The sequence below is a fragment of the Thermodesulfobacteriota bacterium genome, assembly GCA_040754335.1.
Lineage (GTDB): Bacteria > Desulfobacterota_D > UBA1144 > Nemesobacterales > UBA2774 > 2-12-FULL-53-21.
Genome location: JBFMCV010000007.1, coordinates 85,435 through 103,248, shown reverse-complemented (window position 1 = coordinate 103,248; position 17,814 = coordinate 85,435). Strand labels below are relative to the sequence as shown.

Genomic DNA, 17,814 nt, shown 5'->3' with positions numbered 1-17,814 from the left:
GTTACGGAGGAGGGCTGAGGCGTTTTAAGGCAATGCTCGCTTAAGCCGGTATTTCCCTCCCCGATATTCCCTCTTGGCTCCGATTCGGTTAAAATACTGTAATTATTTTATTTCTTAGAGTGTTATAATTTATACACGGGCTTCGGGATGGATACTGTAAGATTGGGCCTTGCCCAGATAAACGTGCGTGTAGGCGATGTCGAAGGGAATCTCGAGAAGATCCTTGGATACATCAAAAACGCAAGGGCCTTGGGAGTCGATATATTATGCTTCCCCGAGCTCGCGGTTACGGGGTACCCCCCTGAGGACCTTCTCCTCAAGCCGCGGTTCATAAGCGATAACCTGAAAGCGGTGGACAGGGTTAGGAAGGCCACAGACGGTCTAACGGTGGTTCTAGGTTTCGCCGACCGCAGGGAAGACATCTACAACGCGGCCGCGATCCTCCGCAATAAAGAGCTCGTTGACATTTACCGCAAGCACTACCTCCCCAACTACGGCGTCTTCGATGAGGACAGGTACTTTCAGTCCGGGCTCAGGGCGCCCGTTTACAAGCTCGGAGACGCGATATTCGGCGTCAACATATGCGAGGACATATGGTATCCGGGGGACCCCACCAGAAGACAATCCGTACTCGGCGGCGCCCAGATAATTATCAATATTTCCTCATCTCCGTATTATTCGTCCAAGGTAAAGGCGCGCGAGCAGATGCTCGTTACGAGGGCCAAGGACTACTCGGCGGTCGTCGCCTACTGCAACCTCGTCGGGGGACAGGACGAGCTCGTGTTCGACGGCCACAGCGTGATAATCGGAGAGCGGGGGGAGATACTCGCCCGGGCGAAGGGGTTCGAGGAAGACCTGCTCGTATCCGACATAAACATAGACCGGGTGTTCAGGTCGCGCATGCACGACCCCAGGAGGAGGAAAGAGCATCTGGCCATGAAGGCTCACTCGGATAACCCTGAAGTGATCGTCATGGACGCGAAGAAGAATAAGGAGACGCCCGGGCCCGCGGTAAAGCCCAGGGTGGAAGACTTCCTTCCGGTCGACGAGGAAATTCTCAAGGCGCTCGTGATTGGGACGAGAGACTACGTAACCAAAAACGGTTTCAGGAAAGTGGTCATCGGCTTGAGCGGAGGCATCGATTCCGCGATAGTGACCGTCATAGCTGTCGAGGCGCTCGGCAGGGAGAACGTGGTCGCGGTTACGATGCCCTCCAGGTACAGCTCGCGGGGGAGCGTCGGGGATTCGGAAAAATTAGCCGGGAATCTTGGGATCGAGCTTCTGAACATACCTATCGAGAAAGCTTTCAAGGCTTACGGCGATATGCTATCCGGGGTTTTTGCGGGGCTTAGGGAGGATGCGACTGAAGAGAACATCCAGGCGCGCATAAGGGGCAACTTGCTCATGGCCCTTTCGAACAAGTTCCGGTGGCTTGTCCTCACTACCGGCAACAAGAGCGAGATGAGCGTCGGCTACTGCACCATATATGGAGACATGGCCGGTGGGTTCGCCGTTATCAAGGACGTGCCCAAGACTATAGTCTACAGGGTCGCCCGCTTTTACAATTCCTGGAAAAAGAAGGAGATAATACCCGCGGCGATTCTGACCAAGCCACCGTCTGCCGAGCTCAGGCCGGGTCAGCTGGACACGGACTCTCTTCCGCCTTATGAGATACTGGACCCGATACTTAAAGCCTATGTCGAGGACGACCTCAGCATAGAAGACATAGTGTCGCTCGGCTTCAGCGAGCCCGTCGTCAAGAAGGTGACCCGTATGGTCGACACGAACGAATACAAGCGGAGGCAGGCGCCTCCGGGCATCAAAATTACCGCTAGGGCTTTCGGCAAAGACCGCCGCTTCCCGATCACGAACCTCTACAGGGAGTGAGCGGCACCACAGTTATAAGCCCTGGACAAACCGCCTCTCTCCGTTTAATTTAATTACTTTCCCGTTGTTGGCCCCCATTGTTGACTTGTCTTAATTTTCATCTAACATTAATTTAGGGTTAGTCGGCTGAAATCGAAGGCCGGTCTGTTTCAGCTTCATATCATTTTATATCTTTCAGGAAGGTGTTTTTATGAAGCCCGTGGGATATCCGAAGAAACAGGGTCTGTACGACCCGCAATTCGAGCACGATTCGTGCGGCATAGGGTTTGTTGTAAATATAAAAGGCGAAAAATCCCACGCCATAATAAAAAACGCTCTGACTATTCTCCGGAACCTCCAGCACAGGGGGGCATGCGGTTGCGAGGTCAACACCGGCGACGGCGCGGGGATACTGATCCAGACCCCGCACAAGTTTTTTAAGAAGATAGCCGGAGAGGCGGGGATAACGCTCCCTCCCTATCAGTCTTACGCCTCGGGGATGGTTTTCCTACCTCCGAACGCGTCCGAGAGAAAGGAATGCATAAAGGCGTTCGAAAGGATAATAAGCGAGGAGGGTCTGTCCGTCCTAGGATGGCGCGATATACCGACCGACAATTCAACTCTGGGCTTCACGGCGGTCAAGGGCGAGCCCTACATGAAGCAGATATTCATCGCCCGCGGCTCCGGCATCGCAGACGACGGCGCTTTCGAGCGCAAGCTCTACATAATCAGGAAGCGCGGGGAAAACGATATCAGGTTCTCCGGCATGCAGGGGGGCGAGTATTTCTACGTACCCAGCCTCTCCTACAAGACGTTCGTCTACAAGGGCATGCTCACGACCTGGCAGCTAGAGCAATACTATCCCGACCTGAGCGACCAGGACATGGAGTCCGCCATAGCGCTCGTCCACTCGCGTTTCAGCACGAATACGTTCCCGAGCTGGGACCGCGCGCACCCATACCGCTATATTATCCACAACGGAGAGATCAACACCCTGAGAGGGAATATCAACTGGATGCACGCCCGCGAGGCCGTGCTTTCCACCGATTTGTTCGGAGACGATCTCGAAAAGATATTCCCGATCATACAGCCCGACGGAAGCGATTCCGCTAATTTCGACAACTGCGTCGAGTTCCTTACGCTCGCGGGGCGCCCGATAGAGCATTCGATCATGATGATGATACCGGAGCCCTGGTCCAATCACGAGACTATGAGCGACGAGAAGAAGGCGTTCTACGAATACCACAGCTGCCTTATGGAGCCCTGGGACGGGCCCGCGTCGATAGCTTTTACGGACGGGTTCAAAGTGGGCGCTGTCCTCGACAGGAACGGGCTCAGGCCGTCCCGCTATTACGTGACGAAAGACGACATGGTCATTATGGGCTCCGAGGTCGGCGTTCTGGACGTCCCGGCCGACATGGTGCTGCGCAAGGGAAGGCTCCAGCCCGGCAGGATGTTCCTTATCGATACGATCGAGGGGCGCATTGTAGGCGACGAGGAGATAAAAAACAGGCTCGCGAATGAAAAGCCTTACAGGGAGTGGCTCGATCAGAACCTCATAAACCTCTCCGATATACCGCTGTCGGAGGGGATCAAGGACGAGGAGAAATTCGACCACGAAGCCATGGTCGAGAGGCAGAGGGTATTCGGATACACGTTCGAGGATTTGAGGATAATCATGGGCCCGATGGCGGAGAACGGCGTCGAGCCCGTAGGCTCCATGGGGAAGGACACCCCTGTAGCGGTGCTCTCGAACAAGCCGAGGCTCCTTTTCGAATACTTCAAGCAGCTCTTCGCCCAGGTGACCAATCCTCCCATAGACGCGATTCGCGAGGAGCTGATTACGGCGACCGAGGTCACGATAGGCCCGGAGGGCAATATACTCGACCCCAGGCCCGAGAGCTGCCGGCTGATAAAGCTCGACAGCCCCATACTGACTAACGAGCAGCTAGAGCGCATAAGGGGTCTCGACAACAGCACGTTCAAATCCGTGACCCTTCCGATACTTTTCGAGGTCTCTGGAGGAAGCGACGGTCTCGAGGATGCACTCAAGGACTTGTTCACGAAAGCCGACAGGGCGATCGAGGAAGGGGCAAACCTGCTTATACTGTCGGACAGGGGTTTTGACAGGCAGCACGCGCCCATACCGTCGCTCCTCGCGTCTTCCGGTCTACACCACCATTTGATAAGAAACGGGAAGAGGCTCAAGGTCGCTTTGATACTGGAATCGGGCGAGCCCCGGGAAGTCCACCATTTCGCGCTCCTCATCGGCTACGGCGTAAGCGCCGTGAACCCTTATCTCGCTTACGAATCGATAGAGGACATGATAGAGCAGGGGATGCTCAGGAACATCGATAAAAAGACCGCGCTCAAGAACTATATAAAGAGCGTCGTGAAGGGCGTCGTGAAAACCATGTCGAAGATCGGCATATCCGCCGTCCAGAGTTATCACGGCGCACAGATATTCGAAGCCATAGGACTCAACCACGAGTTCGTGGACAAATACTTCACGTGGACGCCGACGAGGATAAAGGGCGCGGGGATCGAAGTAATCGCCGATGAGATAAGGATGCGGCACGAGAAGGCATTCCCGGACCGCGAAGTCGAGCCCGAGACGCTCGACGTGGGCGGCATTTATCAGTGGCGTCCCGAAGGGGAGCACCACGCGTTTAACCCGCGCACGGTGCACCTGCTGCAGAACGCCACACGCACGGGGAGCTACGAGAATTTCAAGAAATTCTCGTCGCTCGTGAACGACCAGTCGAAGCAGCTCCATACGCTAAGAGGCCTGCTCGACCTCAGGCTCGAGCCCGAGCCCATAGACATAGACGAAGTGGAATCCGTGGAATCTATATGCAGGAGATTTAAGACGGGGGCCATGTCCTACGGGGCGATAAGCCTCGAGGCGCACGAAAGCCTCGCCATAGCCATGAACAGGATAGGGGGGAAGAGCAATACAGGCGAGGGCGGGGAGGATCCGCACCGCTACGTCCCCGACCCGAACGGCGATTCGAGAAAGAGCGCGATCAAGCAGGTGGCTTCCGGCAGGTTCGGGGTGACGAGCGAATACCTCGTTAACTCGGACGAAATTCAGATAAAAATAGCCCAGGGGGCGAAGCCCGGAGAAGGCGGTCAGCTCCCCGGAAAGAAAGTCTATCCTTGGATAGCGAAGGTCAGGCTCTCGACACCGGGCGTAGGGCTCATATCGCCTCCGCCCCATCACGACATATACTCGATCGAGGACCTCGCCGAGCTGATACACGACCTCAAGAACGCGAACCAGAGGGCGCGCATCAACGTGAAGCTCGTATCCGAAGTCGGCGTCGGCACGATAGCCGCCGGAGTAGCCAAGGGACATGCGGACGTGATCCTCGTGAGCGGGTATGACGGCGGCACGGGCGCGTCGCCCCAGACGAGCATACAGCACGCGGGTCTCCCGTGGGAGCTCGGCCTCGCCGAGACCCACCAGACGCTACTCGTCAACAACCTCAGGAGCCGGGTGGTGCTCGAAACGGACGGTCAGATGAAGACCGGCCGCGACGTAGTCATCGCGGCGCTCCTCGGAGCCGAGGAGTTCGGCTTCTCCACGGCCCCGTTGGTCGTCCTCGGATGTATCATGATGAGGGTCTGCCATCTCGACACATGCCCCGTCGGAGTCGCAACGCAGAACCCGGAGCTCCGCAAGAAATTCTCGGGCGATCCTGCGCACGTGGTAAATTTCATGCGCTTCATCGCCGAGGAAGTCAGAGAGATTATGGCGCAGCTCGGTTTCAGGACTGTAAGCGAAATGATAGGAAGGACAGACAAGCTCGAGATGAAGAAGGCCATAGACCACTGGAAGGCGAGGGGTGTAGACCTCTCGGAGATACTCTTTCAGCCCGACGTGCCGCCCGACTGGGGGAGGTATTGCCAGATAGAGCAGGACCACGGTCTGAAAGATGCCCTCGACAACAAAGTGCTTCTCGAGATATGCAAGCCCGCGCTCGAAGCGGGCACGCCTGTAGAGGCGATTCTGCCCATCAGGAACGTGAACAGGACGGTGGGGACGATACTAGGGAGCGAGATCACGCGGCGTTACGGTCCGGACGGTCTTCCGCCCGACACTATAAGACTCCACTTCAACGGCTCCGCGGGCCAGAGTTTCGGGGCCTTTATCCCGAACTCCATGACCCTTATCCTCGAGGGCGATTCGAACGATTATATAGGAAAGGGTCTTTCGGGGGGCAAGATCGTGGTGTATCCGCCCAAGGGATCGACGTTCCGGCCCGAAGAGAACATCATAATCGGCAACGTAGCCTTTTACGGCGCGACCGGAGGGGAAGCCTACATCAGGGGCATGGCCGGCGAGCGCTTCTGCGTCAGAAACAGCGGCGTCCACGCCGTCGTAGAGGGCGTCGGCGACCACGCCTGCGAGTACATGACGGGCGGGCGCGTTCTCGTGCTCGGCTCCACGGGCAGGAATTTCGCAGCCGGCATGTCGGGAGGGGTTGCGTACGTTCTCGACGAGACCGGGGACTTCCCCGTGAGGTGCAATAAAGATATGGTCAGCCTCGATAAGCTCGACGGCGAGGACCTGGAAGAGATAAAAGGCATGATAAAACGACACGTCGAATACACGCATAGCGACAGGGGAAGGGACGTGCTTGCGCGCTTTACCGCCGTGTCCGGGAAGTTCGTCAAAGTAATGCCAAAGGATTACAAGAGAATGCTCGAAGCGATAAAGAAAGTCCAAAAAACCGGCCTCAGCGGGGAAGAGGCTCTAATGGCCGCGTTTGAAGAAAACAAACGAGACCTGGCCCGAGTAAGCGGCAATTAATTCTCTCCCTGTCTCGTACAAGTAAATCAATATTCGGTATAATCGTATCGACTTTGACGTGGAGGAAGTTTAATGGGTGACCCTACTGGTTTTATGGAGCATGACAGAGAGCTTGAGCCCGACCGTTCGCCCGAAGAACGCATACGGGACTGGAAGGAGTTCCATAAACACCTTCCGGAGTCGAAGCTCAGGGTCCAGGGGTCGAGATGCATGGACTGCGGAATACCTTTCTGCCAGACGGGGTCTATCATAAACGGATTGACCGCGGGCTGCCCGGTAAATAACCTCATACCCGAGTGGAACGATCTCATATACAAGGGGTTGTGGAAAGAGGCGCTCGAGCGTCTCCATAAGACGAACAATTTCCCGGAATTCACGGGCAGGATATGCCCCGCGCCGTGCGAGGGCTCGTGCGTCCTCGGTATCAACGAAACCCCCGTTACGATAAAGACGATAGAATGCACGATAATAGACAAGGGGTTCGAAGAGGGATGGGTCGTCCCGGAGATACCGGAAACGAGGACAGGGAAAAAAGTCGCTGTCATAGGGTCAGGGCCCGCGGGACTCGCCTGCGCAGCCCAGCTCAACAAGGCGGGACACTGGGTAACGGTATACGAGCGTGACGACAGGGTAGGAGGGCTCCTCATGTACGGCATACCCAACCCTCACCTGGACAAGCGCGTCGTCGAGAGGAGGGTCAAGCTTCTCGCCGAAGAGGGCGTGAAGTTCGTTACGAATACGGAGGTAGGCAGGGACTATCCGGCGGAAAAGCTCCTGAAGGAATACGACGCCGTCGTTATATGCACAGGCGCCACGAAGCCCCGCGACCTGCCTGTCGAGGGCAGGGAGCTCAAGGGCATTCATTTCGCCATGGAGTTCTTGAAGGCCAATACGAAGAGCCTCCTCGACAGCGGTCTCAAGGACAAGAAATACATATCGGCTAAGGACAAGGACGTCATAGTTCTCGGCGGGGGCGATACGGGCACCGACTGCGTCGCCACCTCGATGCGCCACGGATGCAGGAGCCTTCTTCAGTTCGAGATACTGCCGAAACCGCCTTTCGAACGCGCCCCTGACAACCCCTGGCCCCAGTGGCCGAAGGTCTATACGATAAGCTACGGCCAGGAAGAAGCGATGGCCGTATTCGGAGAAGACCCAAGGAGGTACCAGGTGCTGACGACGAGGTTCGCAGGGGATAAGAAGGGCAACGTGAAGGAGCTCCACACCATACAGATAGAATGGCATATGGGCGACAACGGCCGCACATCCTTCAGGGAGATACCGGGCACGGAAAAGGTATGGCCTGCGCAGCTCGTGTTCCTGGCGCTCGGATTCCTAGGGCCCGAAGACCTGCTCCTCGATCAGCTGAAAATTGCACGGGACGACCGCTCGAATGCGAAGGCGGAATATGGAAAGTATCAGACCAGCATCGAGGGGGTATTCGCCGCGGGGGACGCGAGACGGGGGCAGAGCCTCGTCGTCTGGGCGATAAACGAAGGGCGCCAGGCCGCGCGCGAGTGCGACAGGTACCTGATGGGTTCGACGAATCTCCCCTAGTACTTTTCTATAGATGCCGAATAATCAGATGTTAAATAATCCGGGGGATTGAATTCTCTAATTTTCTTGTCATTCTAAACCATGTCCCGGCCAACGAGCCGGGATCTATTCAGCATCTCGTCTTTCTCCTTCCCGACATTCACAAACGATTCCGAGCAACAATTCCGATCAAACGAGGAATCGGTCGCTCTATCTTAACGACCTGCTCACAGCTTACTTGGCTCCGATATTTTCTACCGGCAAATCCGGCGGCACACAGTGTGTGCTTATATACGATTCTCCCGAATCTCCTCTGCCTAACCTAAAAGTGAACCCCAGCCGTTCGTCCTGAGGCGCAGAACCTTCGCTCGTATACGATCCCACCGCATATCCTCTGCTTAATCTTGCAACTAACAAACCCGTTCGTGCTGAGCCTGTCGAAGCATGGACGGGTTTCTCGCCAGTAGGCATGTGGGAGGAATTGAGAGATTTTAGCGGCTGATGCCAGGCGGGCGGGTTCTGTTTATCCCTTGTACCATGCCGGTATCTTATCGCCTATGTAGATGTTCACCGCTTTCGTTTCGAGGTACATGTCTAGCCCTTCCGTGCCGAGCTCCTTCCCTATGCCGCTCTGCTTGAATCCCCCGTAAGGGGTTTCCGGCACTATGCCGCCGTATGTATTCACCCACAGATACCCTGCCTTCACGGCCTTTGCTACCCTGAGGGCCTTCTTTATGTCCCTCGTCCATATCCCCCCGGCGAGCCCGTAAACGGTGTCGTTCGCTAACCTTACGGCCTCTTCCTCTGTCTTGAACGGTATGACTGCAACGATGGGGCCGAAAATCTCCTCGCACGCGACCGTCGAATCGGGCTCGACGTCGGCAAGCACCGTCGGCTCGAAGAAGTACCCCTTTTTTAAATCATCGGGCCTGCCTCCGCCGTGGAGCGCCTGCCCTCCTTCGTTTATCCCTTTCTCGAAATAAGACTTGACCCTGTCGAAGTGCTCTTTCGATATGAGCGAGCCCAGCTCCGTGTCCTCGCTCCTCGGGTCACCCTGTCTTATCTTCTTTACCCTGTCTATAAACGGCGGGAGGAATTTATCGTATATGTCCTCATGCAGGAGGAGCCTCGTTACGGCGGTGCAGTTCTCGCCCTGGTTGAAGAAGCCTCCCCTCAGGGTGGCCTCGATCGTGCTCTCGATATCAGCGTCCTCGAATACGATACATGGCGCTTTGCCCCCGAGCTCGAGGGAGATACGCTTGATGGTCTCTGCCGCCGTCTTCATCACTATCTTTCCGACTTCGGTCGATCCGGTGAACGCCACCTTCGCCACTCCCGGGTGCTCCACAACGGACTGACCCGCTACCTCTCCCATACCCGGCACGACGTTCAGCACGCCGTCGGGCAGTCCCGCCTCGGAGGCGATCCTGGCCACCTCCAGTATGCCGCAGGGGGTATACTCTGCCGGCTTCAGCACTATCGTACACCCGGCTACGAGCGCGGGCGCTATTTTCCAGAGCGAGAGGAGGAGCGGGAAATTCCAGGGTATTATCTGCGCCACGACTCCCAGAGGCTCTTTAAGCGTAACGGTGAGCTGGTTTTCCGATACCGACATGCTCTCTCCGTTGAGTCTCGTGGCCGCGCCCGAGTAATATTCAAGCGTCCTGACGGAGCCCCCTACCTCGACGAGCCGGCTCTCCCGTATCGGCTTTCCTGTTTCGAGCGTATTTGTCAGGGCGACCGCTTCCTTGTTTTTGTCGAGCAGCTCGGCAATTCTGTGAACGAACCTTACCCGCTCAGCGACCGGGACCTTCGACCACGACTCGAAAGCCTTCCCCGCCGCTTTCACCGCGTTGTCAACGTCCTCCTTCTGGGCCTCGGCTATCTCTGCAAAGGGTTCTTCCGTCGCGGGATTCTCTCTGATATACGTCTTCCCGGAGACCGAATCAGTCTCCTTTCCGTTTATGAAAAGCCCGTATTTCCTTATCTTGGCAGTCAAAATTACGTACCTCCCTTAACCGCTATCCCAGAATTCTATCCAATTTTTGGGACATAAGCCAAAAAGAGAAGAATACCTCGGATACGCCCGGTGACTGCGAACCGGCCCCTTCGGGATTACGGATAATCCCCCGGCGAGTCGCCGTAACAGGTTACGGGCGACCTTGCTGCAGGTTATTTTGGCTGCTGTTTATCCGGACCGGAGTGATTCCCGATCCCCCTTTTGCTGCCTGGAAAACGGTCCTATTGCTTGGCCCTGGTTCTTCCCGTGCCCGCCGCGGGCGCCAGGAGTATCTTCAGCAGATCGCGTATCTGGTCCCTGTTGAACGGTTTTTTGAGCACCGAGATCGGTCCCAGATCGAGGGCCTGGTTCATTATCTCGCTGTCCGGGTAGCCTGTAATTATCACGACGGGGAGGTCGCTTTTCGCTTTCTTTATCTCCTTCAGGACCTCCACCCCGTTAATGTCCGGTAGGACGAGGTCAAGGAATACCAGGTCGATGTTCGAATCCTCGATAACCCTCGACGCCTCGACCCCGCTTTGAGTTGCAATTACGTCGTGTCCCTCGGAAGTAACTATCTTTTTGATATCCATTGCGACGAGCTTTTCGTCATCCACCACAAGCACGTTCTTTTTCTTTGGCAGCTGGTCCCAGAGCCACTTATCTATGAGCTCCTTCGTGAACCTCCACTGGTTCCCTACCTTGAATGCGGGAATCTTACCGTCTTCTAGCAGTCTGTAGAGTGTGGGCTTGGCGACTTTGAGGTATTGAGCGGCTTCTTCGAGAGTCAGAACTTGCTCCATTGGCGTGATTCCTCCTGTTTGTCAGTCTCGCGTGAGATAGTTATGAAATTTTTAAACTGCACCTTTTCTTGTATCACCGTCCTGTATATTCATGGAATATATACGGACGAAGCCTTTATTCGGACTTCCGGGCGGGATTGAAATTTACGAATCCAAATATGCATCATCTTATCAACCGTATATTTTATACCAACGAGGATGCAATGTCTGTATCCACGCTATTTCGGCCTATCTTCCATTAATAATTATATAATACAATTCTGGGAAAAGGCTAGTATCATTGACAATAAAAACCCTTCCAGTAATCTAAGTGAAATTCGAATTAATAAGACGGGAGAGACGGGATTTCAGTCCTCGAAATTGTTGCCGAGAAACTGCTTGTCAATGAGGAGCCTATAAGTTTTGAGGAGGCATTGGCGCTCTGCGGGCTTGAAAAGCCGGAAGTTCCCGACCTTATCTCGCTTGCCAGGAAAGTCACGCTGAAATATAAGGGCGACGGCGTTTTTTTAAGGTCAATAATCAGCGCCCAGACCGGTAACTGCCCGGAAGACTGTTCTTTTTGCTCCCAATCGGCGCATTACGATACGGAAGTCAACGCGCATCCTCTCATGGCCGCCGAAAAGATATTATTGGCGGCAAAACAATCGGAAAAGCTGGGCGCGATGGATTTCTGTATAGTGATAAGCGCGAAAGGGCCCTCCCCCAGGATCTTCAGAAAGGTGCTCGAAGTCGTCGACCTGCTGCGCGCCGAAACGGGCCTGAAAATAGGCTGCTCCCTCGGGGACCTCAGGGAAGAGCAGGCCTACGAGCTCAAGGAGCACGGGGTCTGGCGCTACAACCACAACCTCGAGACCTGCAGGAGCTACTTCCCGAATATCTGCACTACCCACACCTATGACGACAGGCTCAGGACGGCGGAGCTCGTCAAGAAAGCGGGCATGCACCTCTGCTCCGGGGGGATACTCGGAATGGGGGAATCGCCCGAACAGAGGATCGAGCTCGCGTTCGAATTGAAAGAGCTCGGCCCTAGCTGGGTCCCCATAAACTTCCTTAACCCGAGACCCGGGACGCCTTTCGAGAAGCTCCAGGCGCTCCAGCCTTTCGAAGCGATAAAAACGATAGCAATATTCAGGCTCATACTCCCCGATAAGATACTCATGACGGCCGGCGGAAGGGAAGTCACCCTGAGAGACCTGCAGTCGATGGGGCTCCTCGCCGGCGCAAACGCGATGATACTGGGGAATTACCTCACCACTCCGGGCAGGTCTCCGGAGGAAGACCTCAGGATGCTCGATGACCTCGAAATGCCCGTCAGGAAGGATGTTAACTGAAGAGAGATCCGGCCTGACAATCCCGGCTTGCGCCCCGCAACTCACTTAGAAAAACAGAGATGCCAGACAGAAAGAAAAATCCGGGGGCCTATGATAAGGAATTCGTATGGCACCCCTTCACGCAGATGAAGGAATACGAGGGGAAGGAACCCGTCGTCATCGAGCGTGGCGAAGGGGCATACCTCATCGATTCCGATGGCAGGAGGTATATAGACGGGGTCTCGTCGCTCTGGGTGAATATTCACGGCCACCGCGTGCCCGAGATCGACAACGCTATCAAAGAGCAGGTGGACCTGCTCAGCCACAGTACCCTTTTAGGCGTTACGAACCCCCCGGCTGCGCTCCTTGCGAAGGAGCTCATAGACATATGTCCGCCCGGTCTCAAGAAGGTGTTTTATTCAGGCGACGGCGCGAGCGCCGTCGAGGTCGCACTCAAGATGGCTTTCCAGTACTGGCAGCATAGAGGAAAGCCCGGCAAGACCAAATTCGTCTCTCTGCGGAACGCATACCACGGCGACACTCTCGGGGCCGTCTCGGTGGGTGGCATAGACCTCTTCCACTCCGCCTTCAAACCCCTTCTCTTCGAGACATATCAGGCCCCTTCCTATTACTGCTACAGGTGCGAGCTCGGTAAGTCATATCCCTCCTGCGGCTTGGCGTGCGCGGATGAGGCCGGCAATATCCTCGAAGCTCATCACGAGGAATTGGCAGGGGTCATATTCGAGCCTTACGTTCAGGCTGCGGGCGGCATGATAGTCTCTCCTCCCGGCTACCTCAGGCGCGTGCGGGAATACTGCGACAGATACGGCGTCCTCCTTATACTGGACGAGGTCGCGACCGGCTTCGGCAGGACGGGCAGGATGTTCGCCTGCGAGCACGAGGGCGTGACGCCCGATATATTAGTCCTCGGAAAAGGAATGACAGGCGGCTACCTCCCCCTCTCCGCCACTATAACGACCGAGGACGTGTACGACGCCTTTCTCGGCGAGTACGAGGAGTTCAAGACCTTCTTCCACGGCCACAGCTACGCAGGGAACCCGCTCGCGTGCGCCGCATCGTTGGGCAACCTCGAAGCCTTCAGAAATTACGATACGCTCGGAAACCTTAAAGAAAAGATCGATTACCTGGAAGAAGAGCTCAGGGAATTCGGCGGACTCAAACACGTCGGTGACGTAAGGAGTAAAGGCCTCATGGCCGGCATAGAGCTGGTCCTCGATAAGGAGTCCAAGGAACCCTATCCTGCGAAGATGAGAATGGGATGGAGGGTCGCGGAGGAGGCCATGAAGGAGGAGGTGCTGATACGGCCCCTCGGAAACGTCGTGGTCCTCATGCCGCCTCTCGGTATACCCATGGAAGATTTGAAGAAGCTCGTCCGCGCGACGTACAATTCGATAAAAAGGGCGACAGAAGCCGCGTGATGTTATATGCGTATACGTAGGCCGCGCATAATCTAAGCCGACGCTTTCCGCGATATGAATCACTCTCTCGACTGGATAGAAAAGGAATTGGCTCTGATCAGGGATAAAAATCTCTTCCGGGCGCTTACGGAGTTAGGGACGGGACAGTCCCCCGAAATAACCATAGACGGTAAGCGCTACGTGCTACTGGCCTCGAACAGCTACCTCGGATTGTCGGTGGACCCCAGGGTCGTCGGGGCGGCCCGCAGCGCGCTCGAGAAATACGGCACAGGCTCGGGAGGCTCCCGTCTAGTGAGCGGGAGCACAGACCTCCACAGGGAGCTCGAGGTGCGTATAGCGTCTTTTAAAAACACCGAGTCCGCGATCGTATTCAGCTCAGGCTACCTCGCGAATATAGGGACGATATCGTCACTCGTGAGCGAAGGCGATACGGTATACAGCGACGAGCTCAACCACGCGTCCATAATCGACGGGTGCAGGATTTCCCGCGCGGACGTCCGCATTTACGAACACCTCGACTATGGGCATCTTGAATCTCTCCTGACGTCTGACAGGGAAAGGAAAGGGAAGAGGCTCATCGTTACAGATACTGTCTTCAGCATGGACGGAGACCTCGCCGACCTCCTCCGGCTCGTCAGCCTCTCGGAGAGGTTCGGCTGCATGCTCATGGTCGACGAAGCGCACGCGACGGGCGTGCTCGGCGAAAGGGGAAGCGGAGCCACTGAGCATTTCGGTGTGGAGGGTGACGTGCCGATAGTCATGGGCACGCTTTCAAAAGCGATAGGCTCTCTCGGCGGCTACATCGCGGGCAGCCGGAATCTCACCGATTTCATAAGGAACCGCGTCAGGAGCTACATATTCGATACCTCCCTTCCGGCTGCCTCTCTCGCGGCGTCCATAGCCGCGATAGATATAATCGAGAACGAGCCCGGAAGGAGGGAGCACCTCCGGCGTCTGATAGAAATGTTCAAGAGCGGTCTCGGAGACATAGGCCTCACGGTGTTGCCTTCCGGTTCCGCTATAGTACCGGTGCTTATCGGCGAGGCGGAGCCCGCTTTGGAATTCGCGGCTGCGCTCAGGGAGAACGGCGTTTATACCCCTGCAGTCCGTCCGCCCTCGGTCCCTCCCGGCAAGTGCAGGATAAGGGCTACGCTCATGGCAAGCCATACTGAAGAGCACGTGAGACTAGCGCTTAACGCTTTCAAGTCCGCATTCAAAAAGTGTATGAGATGAGTCCGTTGCCCGCGGATATCTCGTCTTTTTATTCTTGTCATTCCCGACACAAACCGGGAATCAAGTCTTTTAATAATCCGTAGGAGCGGCTTCCAGCCGCGATCTTACCCCGCACCTTCTTTCTCATCCCAATCTGCTCAACAAAAACCCGTTCGTCCTGAGTTTATCGAAGGACGTAGCCCTTCCCCCGAACATCTCCAGAACCAGCACCCTATTTCATGGTATATTCAGAAACGAGACTATCCTTCTCCACCAACCTGTGCTGTCTCCGCTCTTGTCAATCGAGCTGTCTTTCGCGCTCACGTCGTCGAGAAAACCCATTACGATTTCATTGAACTCGTCGGACCTCTCGATGAATAGCAGGTGCCCCGATCCCTCGATCTCCATATATCTCGAATCCGGGATAATCCGGGCAAGCCCACGCGCGCTTTCAGGCGTGACTATCCTGTCTTCGGTCCCGTTAATGACTAGTGTCGGCGCATGAATGCTTTCCGCGCGGCCGGAGGAGTCGAAATGCATCCCCGCCATTAGCTGACGGCTCCATGCGTAACCGGGCTGCGGGTTCTCGAGCCTCCATGCCACGATCTTCTCTATCTCGTCCGGATGCGCCTTGTAGTATTCCGGCGTGAACGCTAGAGAGAGACCGTATCTTATCCTGTCTTCTTTGGTGATGCCGTATTCGAACCCGAGAGGCACGCTCGCCTTCCCGCTCATCTCGAACGTCCCCGGCAGGATGCCCCAGAGCTTGAAGAGCCCGTTCAGGTGCTGGGAGTTCTTCATTGCGTGTCTGCCCGGCCCCGAGTTCGTAGATACGAGGATCAGGCTCTTTACGAGGTCGGGGTGCCTTAACGCGAGCTCCTGCGCTATGAATCCCCCGAGAGAGATTCCGAGGACGTGTACCGGCCCTATCCCCAACGTCCTCAGGAGTCCCGAGGCGTCGTCCGCCATTATCTCTATCGAGTATTCAGAGTCCGGCTTGTCAGTGTTCCCGGCTCCCCTGTTGTCGAACAATATAACCTGGTATCTCTTGGAGAAAGCCGGAATCTGCTTATACCACATCCACGCCGAGTATCCGAGCCCCTCGATAAGCAAGACGGGCTCGCCCGAGCCGTGGATCTCGTAGTATATGTCTATGCCGTTTACTTTAACGGTACCGGAGCGCGGTCCTGTGACGGTCATATGGATGCAAGCTTCTTCCTTTCGGGTATCAAGCCGCTGCCGTTTGTAGTTCTTTGATTTGAATCGACCTCGACGAATACCTCTTTCACGGCCTGCATAGCATTGATCGCCGCTGGGAAGCCCGCGTAGAGCGCCATTTGTAGGATGATTTCGACGATCTCTTCCCGGGTCACCCCGACGTTCAAAGCCGACTGCGTGTGTACTTTGAGCTGAGCGGTGTGCCCAAGAGCGGCGAGCGCCGCGACTGTGGCGATCTCCCTCGATTTGATATCGAGCTCGGGCCTACCGTAGATATCGTTGAAGGCGAATTCCATAACCAGCTTCTCAAGGTCCGGGTGGAGCGATTTCAAGCGCTCGATCGACTTCTCTGCCCCGTTGCCCTTGATTTCCTTGAATCTCTCTATACCCTGTTCATATCTGTTCATGGTTTTCTCCATACGTATAAATTTAAGGGCAAAAAGATCAGAGTCAAGCGGTTATTTTGCAAATGCACATGTGTTATGAGTTGTAATATCTTGGTATTATTGGCATATATTACACTCTCGCAGATTTTATGTGCAAATGCAAAAATGGCCTGATTTACGCTCCGTTCTTCGTTCCACGAAGACCGCCCGATCCGCCCGGCCGTACACGGGATCAGCATACAGGCTGAATATAAAGGGATTCTTAAATGTCTCTTAATCTCATAACGGCCTGCCGGCGCTCGGTATTTTCATTGAATACCCCGTCCCGATTGACAACCGGCCTCCGTTACTTTAAAGTTTTGTAATAAATTCTAACAAATGAGAGGTGTTACGGCTATGGATTGGGGCATGAAAAACAGAATGGCCAGGATAATCAACCCGCAGACAGGCAGGGCCGTGATGGTTGCGTTCGACCACGGCTATTTCCTCGGTCCTACGCACAAGCTCGAGGTCCCTCGTGAGACAATAACCCCCCTCCTCCCTTACGCCGATACCATAATGCTTACGAGAGGCGTACTCAGGAGCTCGGTAGACCCCGAATCGTGCGCCAACGTCGTCCTCAGGGTCTCCGGAGGCTCGAGCATAGTGGGCGCCGACCTTTCCGACGAGGGCCTCACTACGTCGTTCAGGGACGCTATAAGGCTGAATGTTGCCGGCGTCGGCATATCCGTATTTGTGGGTAGCGAACATGAGAAGCAGACGCTCCTCAACCTCGCCGCGCTTGTCGATCAGGGCGAGGAATACGGCATTCCCGTCCTCGGCATCACGGCGGTCGGGAAGGAGCTGGAGAAGAGGGACGCGAGGTATCTGGCTCTTTGCTGCCGTATATGCGCCGAGCTCGGCACGCACATAGTCAAGACATACTACTGCGAGGATTTCGAGAAGGTAACGACGAGCTGTCCCGTTCCCATCGTTATCGCGGGCGGCCCCAAGCTCGAGACCGAGATGGACGTCTTCGAAATGACCTACAATGCCATACAGCAGGGCGCGGTCGGCGTGGATATGGGGCGGAACATATGGCAGAACGACCACCCCGTTGCGGTAATCAGTGCTATCAGGTCGATAGTCCATGAAAACGGCAAGCCGAAACAGGCCCACGACCTCTTCCTCAGCCTGAAGAACGAGGAAACGAAGAAGGTGGCAGGCGTATAAGTTCCGGATCATGCGTA

11 protein-coding genes are annotated in these 17,814 nt (G+C 55.6%); 7 read left to right on the top strand and 4 right to left on the bottom strand.

The genetic code is table 11. The features are described from left to right. The first annotated feature begins 147 nt into the window (after positions 1-147). The 3 genes from AB1598_13705 to AB1598_13695 all read left to right on the top strand — a co-directional run bounded on the left by AB1598_13705 (position 148) and on the right by AB1598_13695 (position 8,239). Positions 148-1,887 (top strand): NAD+ synthase, encoded by a 1,740-nt coding sequence (locus tag AB1598_13705; protein ID MEW6146061.1) that lies wholly within the window; start codon positions 148-150, stop codon positions 1,885-1,887. Between the two features lie 190 nt (positions 1,888-2,077). Beyond that, positions 2,078-6,682, top strand: a complete 4,605-nt coding sequence (gene gltB / locus AB1598_13700) for a glutamate synthase large subunit (GenBank protein MEW6146060.1) — start codon at positions 2,078-2,080, stop codon at positions 6,680-6,682. A gap of 72 nt (positions 6,683-6,754) precedes the next feature. Next, entirely contained in the window at positions 6,755-8,239 is a 1,485-nt protein-coding gene (locus AB1598_13695) for a glutamate synthase subunit beta (GenBank protein MEW6146059.1), read from the top strand. 502 nt (positions 8,240-8,741) lie between these two features. Here the strand turns inward: AB1598_13695 and AB1598_13690 are convergent. Both AB1598_13690 and AB1598_13685 read right to left on the bottom strand, forming a co-directional pair. Then, a complete protein-coding gene (locus tag AB1598_13690) occupies positions 8,742-10,217 on the bottom strand; it encodes an aldehyde dehydrogenase family protein (protein ID MEW6146058.1) in 1,476 nt (491 codons plus the stop codon). 242 nt (positions 10,218-10,459) lie between these two features. Beyond that, positions 10,460-11,020, bottom strand: coding sequence for a response regulator (locus AB1598_13685; protein ID MEW6146057.1), 561 nt, complete (start codon positions 11,018-11,020; stop codon positions 10,460-10,462). Between the two features lie 344 nt (positions 11,021-11,364). Between AB1598_13685 and bioB the strand changes: the two genes are divergently transcribed. From bioB to bioF, 3 genes are read left to right on the top strand one after another with little or no spacing between them, the layout of a single operon-like run. Then, a complete protein-coding gene (bioB, locus tag AB1598_13680) occupies positions 11,365-12,351 on the top strand; it encodes a biotin synthase BioB (protein ID MEW6146056.1) in 987 nt (328 codons plus the stop codon). 59 nt (positions 12,352-12,410) lie between these two features. Beyond that, positions 12,411-13,769 (top strand): adenosylmethionine--8-amino-7-oxononanoate transaminase, encoded by a 1,359-nt coding sequence (bioA, locus tag AB1598_13675; GenBank protein ID MEW6146055.1) that lies wholly within the window; start codon positions 12,411-12,413, stop codon positions 13,767-13,769. A 54-nt stretch (positions 13,770-13,823) separates the two neighbouring features. Next, the gene (gene bioF, locus AB1598_13670) at positions 13,824-15,002 is read left to right on the top strand and encodes an 8-amino-7-oxononanoate synthase (GenBank protein MEW6146054.1); all 1,179 of its coding nucleotides are present in this window, start codon (positions 13,824-13,826) and stop codon (positions 15,000-15,002) included. A 216-nt stretch (positions 15,003-15,218) separates the two neighbouring features. Here bioF and AB1598_13665 read toward each other — a convergent pair whose 3' ends face one another. Continuing rightward, positions 15,219-16,181 (bottom strand): alpha/beta fold hydrolase, encoded by a 963-nt coding sequence (locus AB1598_13665; protein MEW6146053.1) that lies wholly within the window; start codon positions 16,179-16,181, stop codon positions 15,219-15,221. Continuing rightward, entirely contained in the window at positions 16,178-16,606 is a 429-nt protein-coding gene (locus tag AB1598_13660) for a carboxymuconolactone decarboxylase family protein (GenBank protein MEW6146052.1), read from the bottom strand. Before AB1598_13660 ends, AB1598_13665 begins: the two co-directional genes overlap by 4 nt. Positions 16,607-16,993: 387 nt before the next feature. Between AB1598_13660 and lsrF the strand changes: the two genes are divergently transcribed. After that, positions 16,994-17,797 (top strand): 3-hydroxy-5-phosphonooxypentane-2,4-dione thiolase, encoded by an 804-nt coding sequence (lsrF, locus tag AB1598_13655; protein MEW6146051.1) that lies wholly within the window; start codon positions 16,994-16,996, stop codon positions 17,795-17,797. The last annotated feature ends 17 nt before the right edge of the window (positions 17,798-17,814 follow it).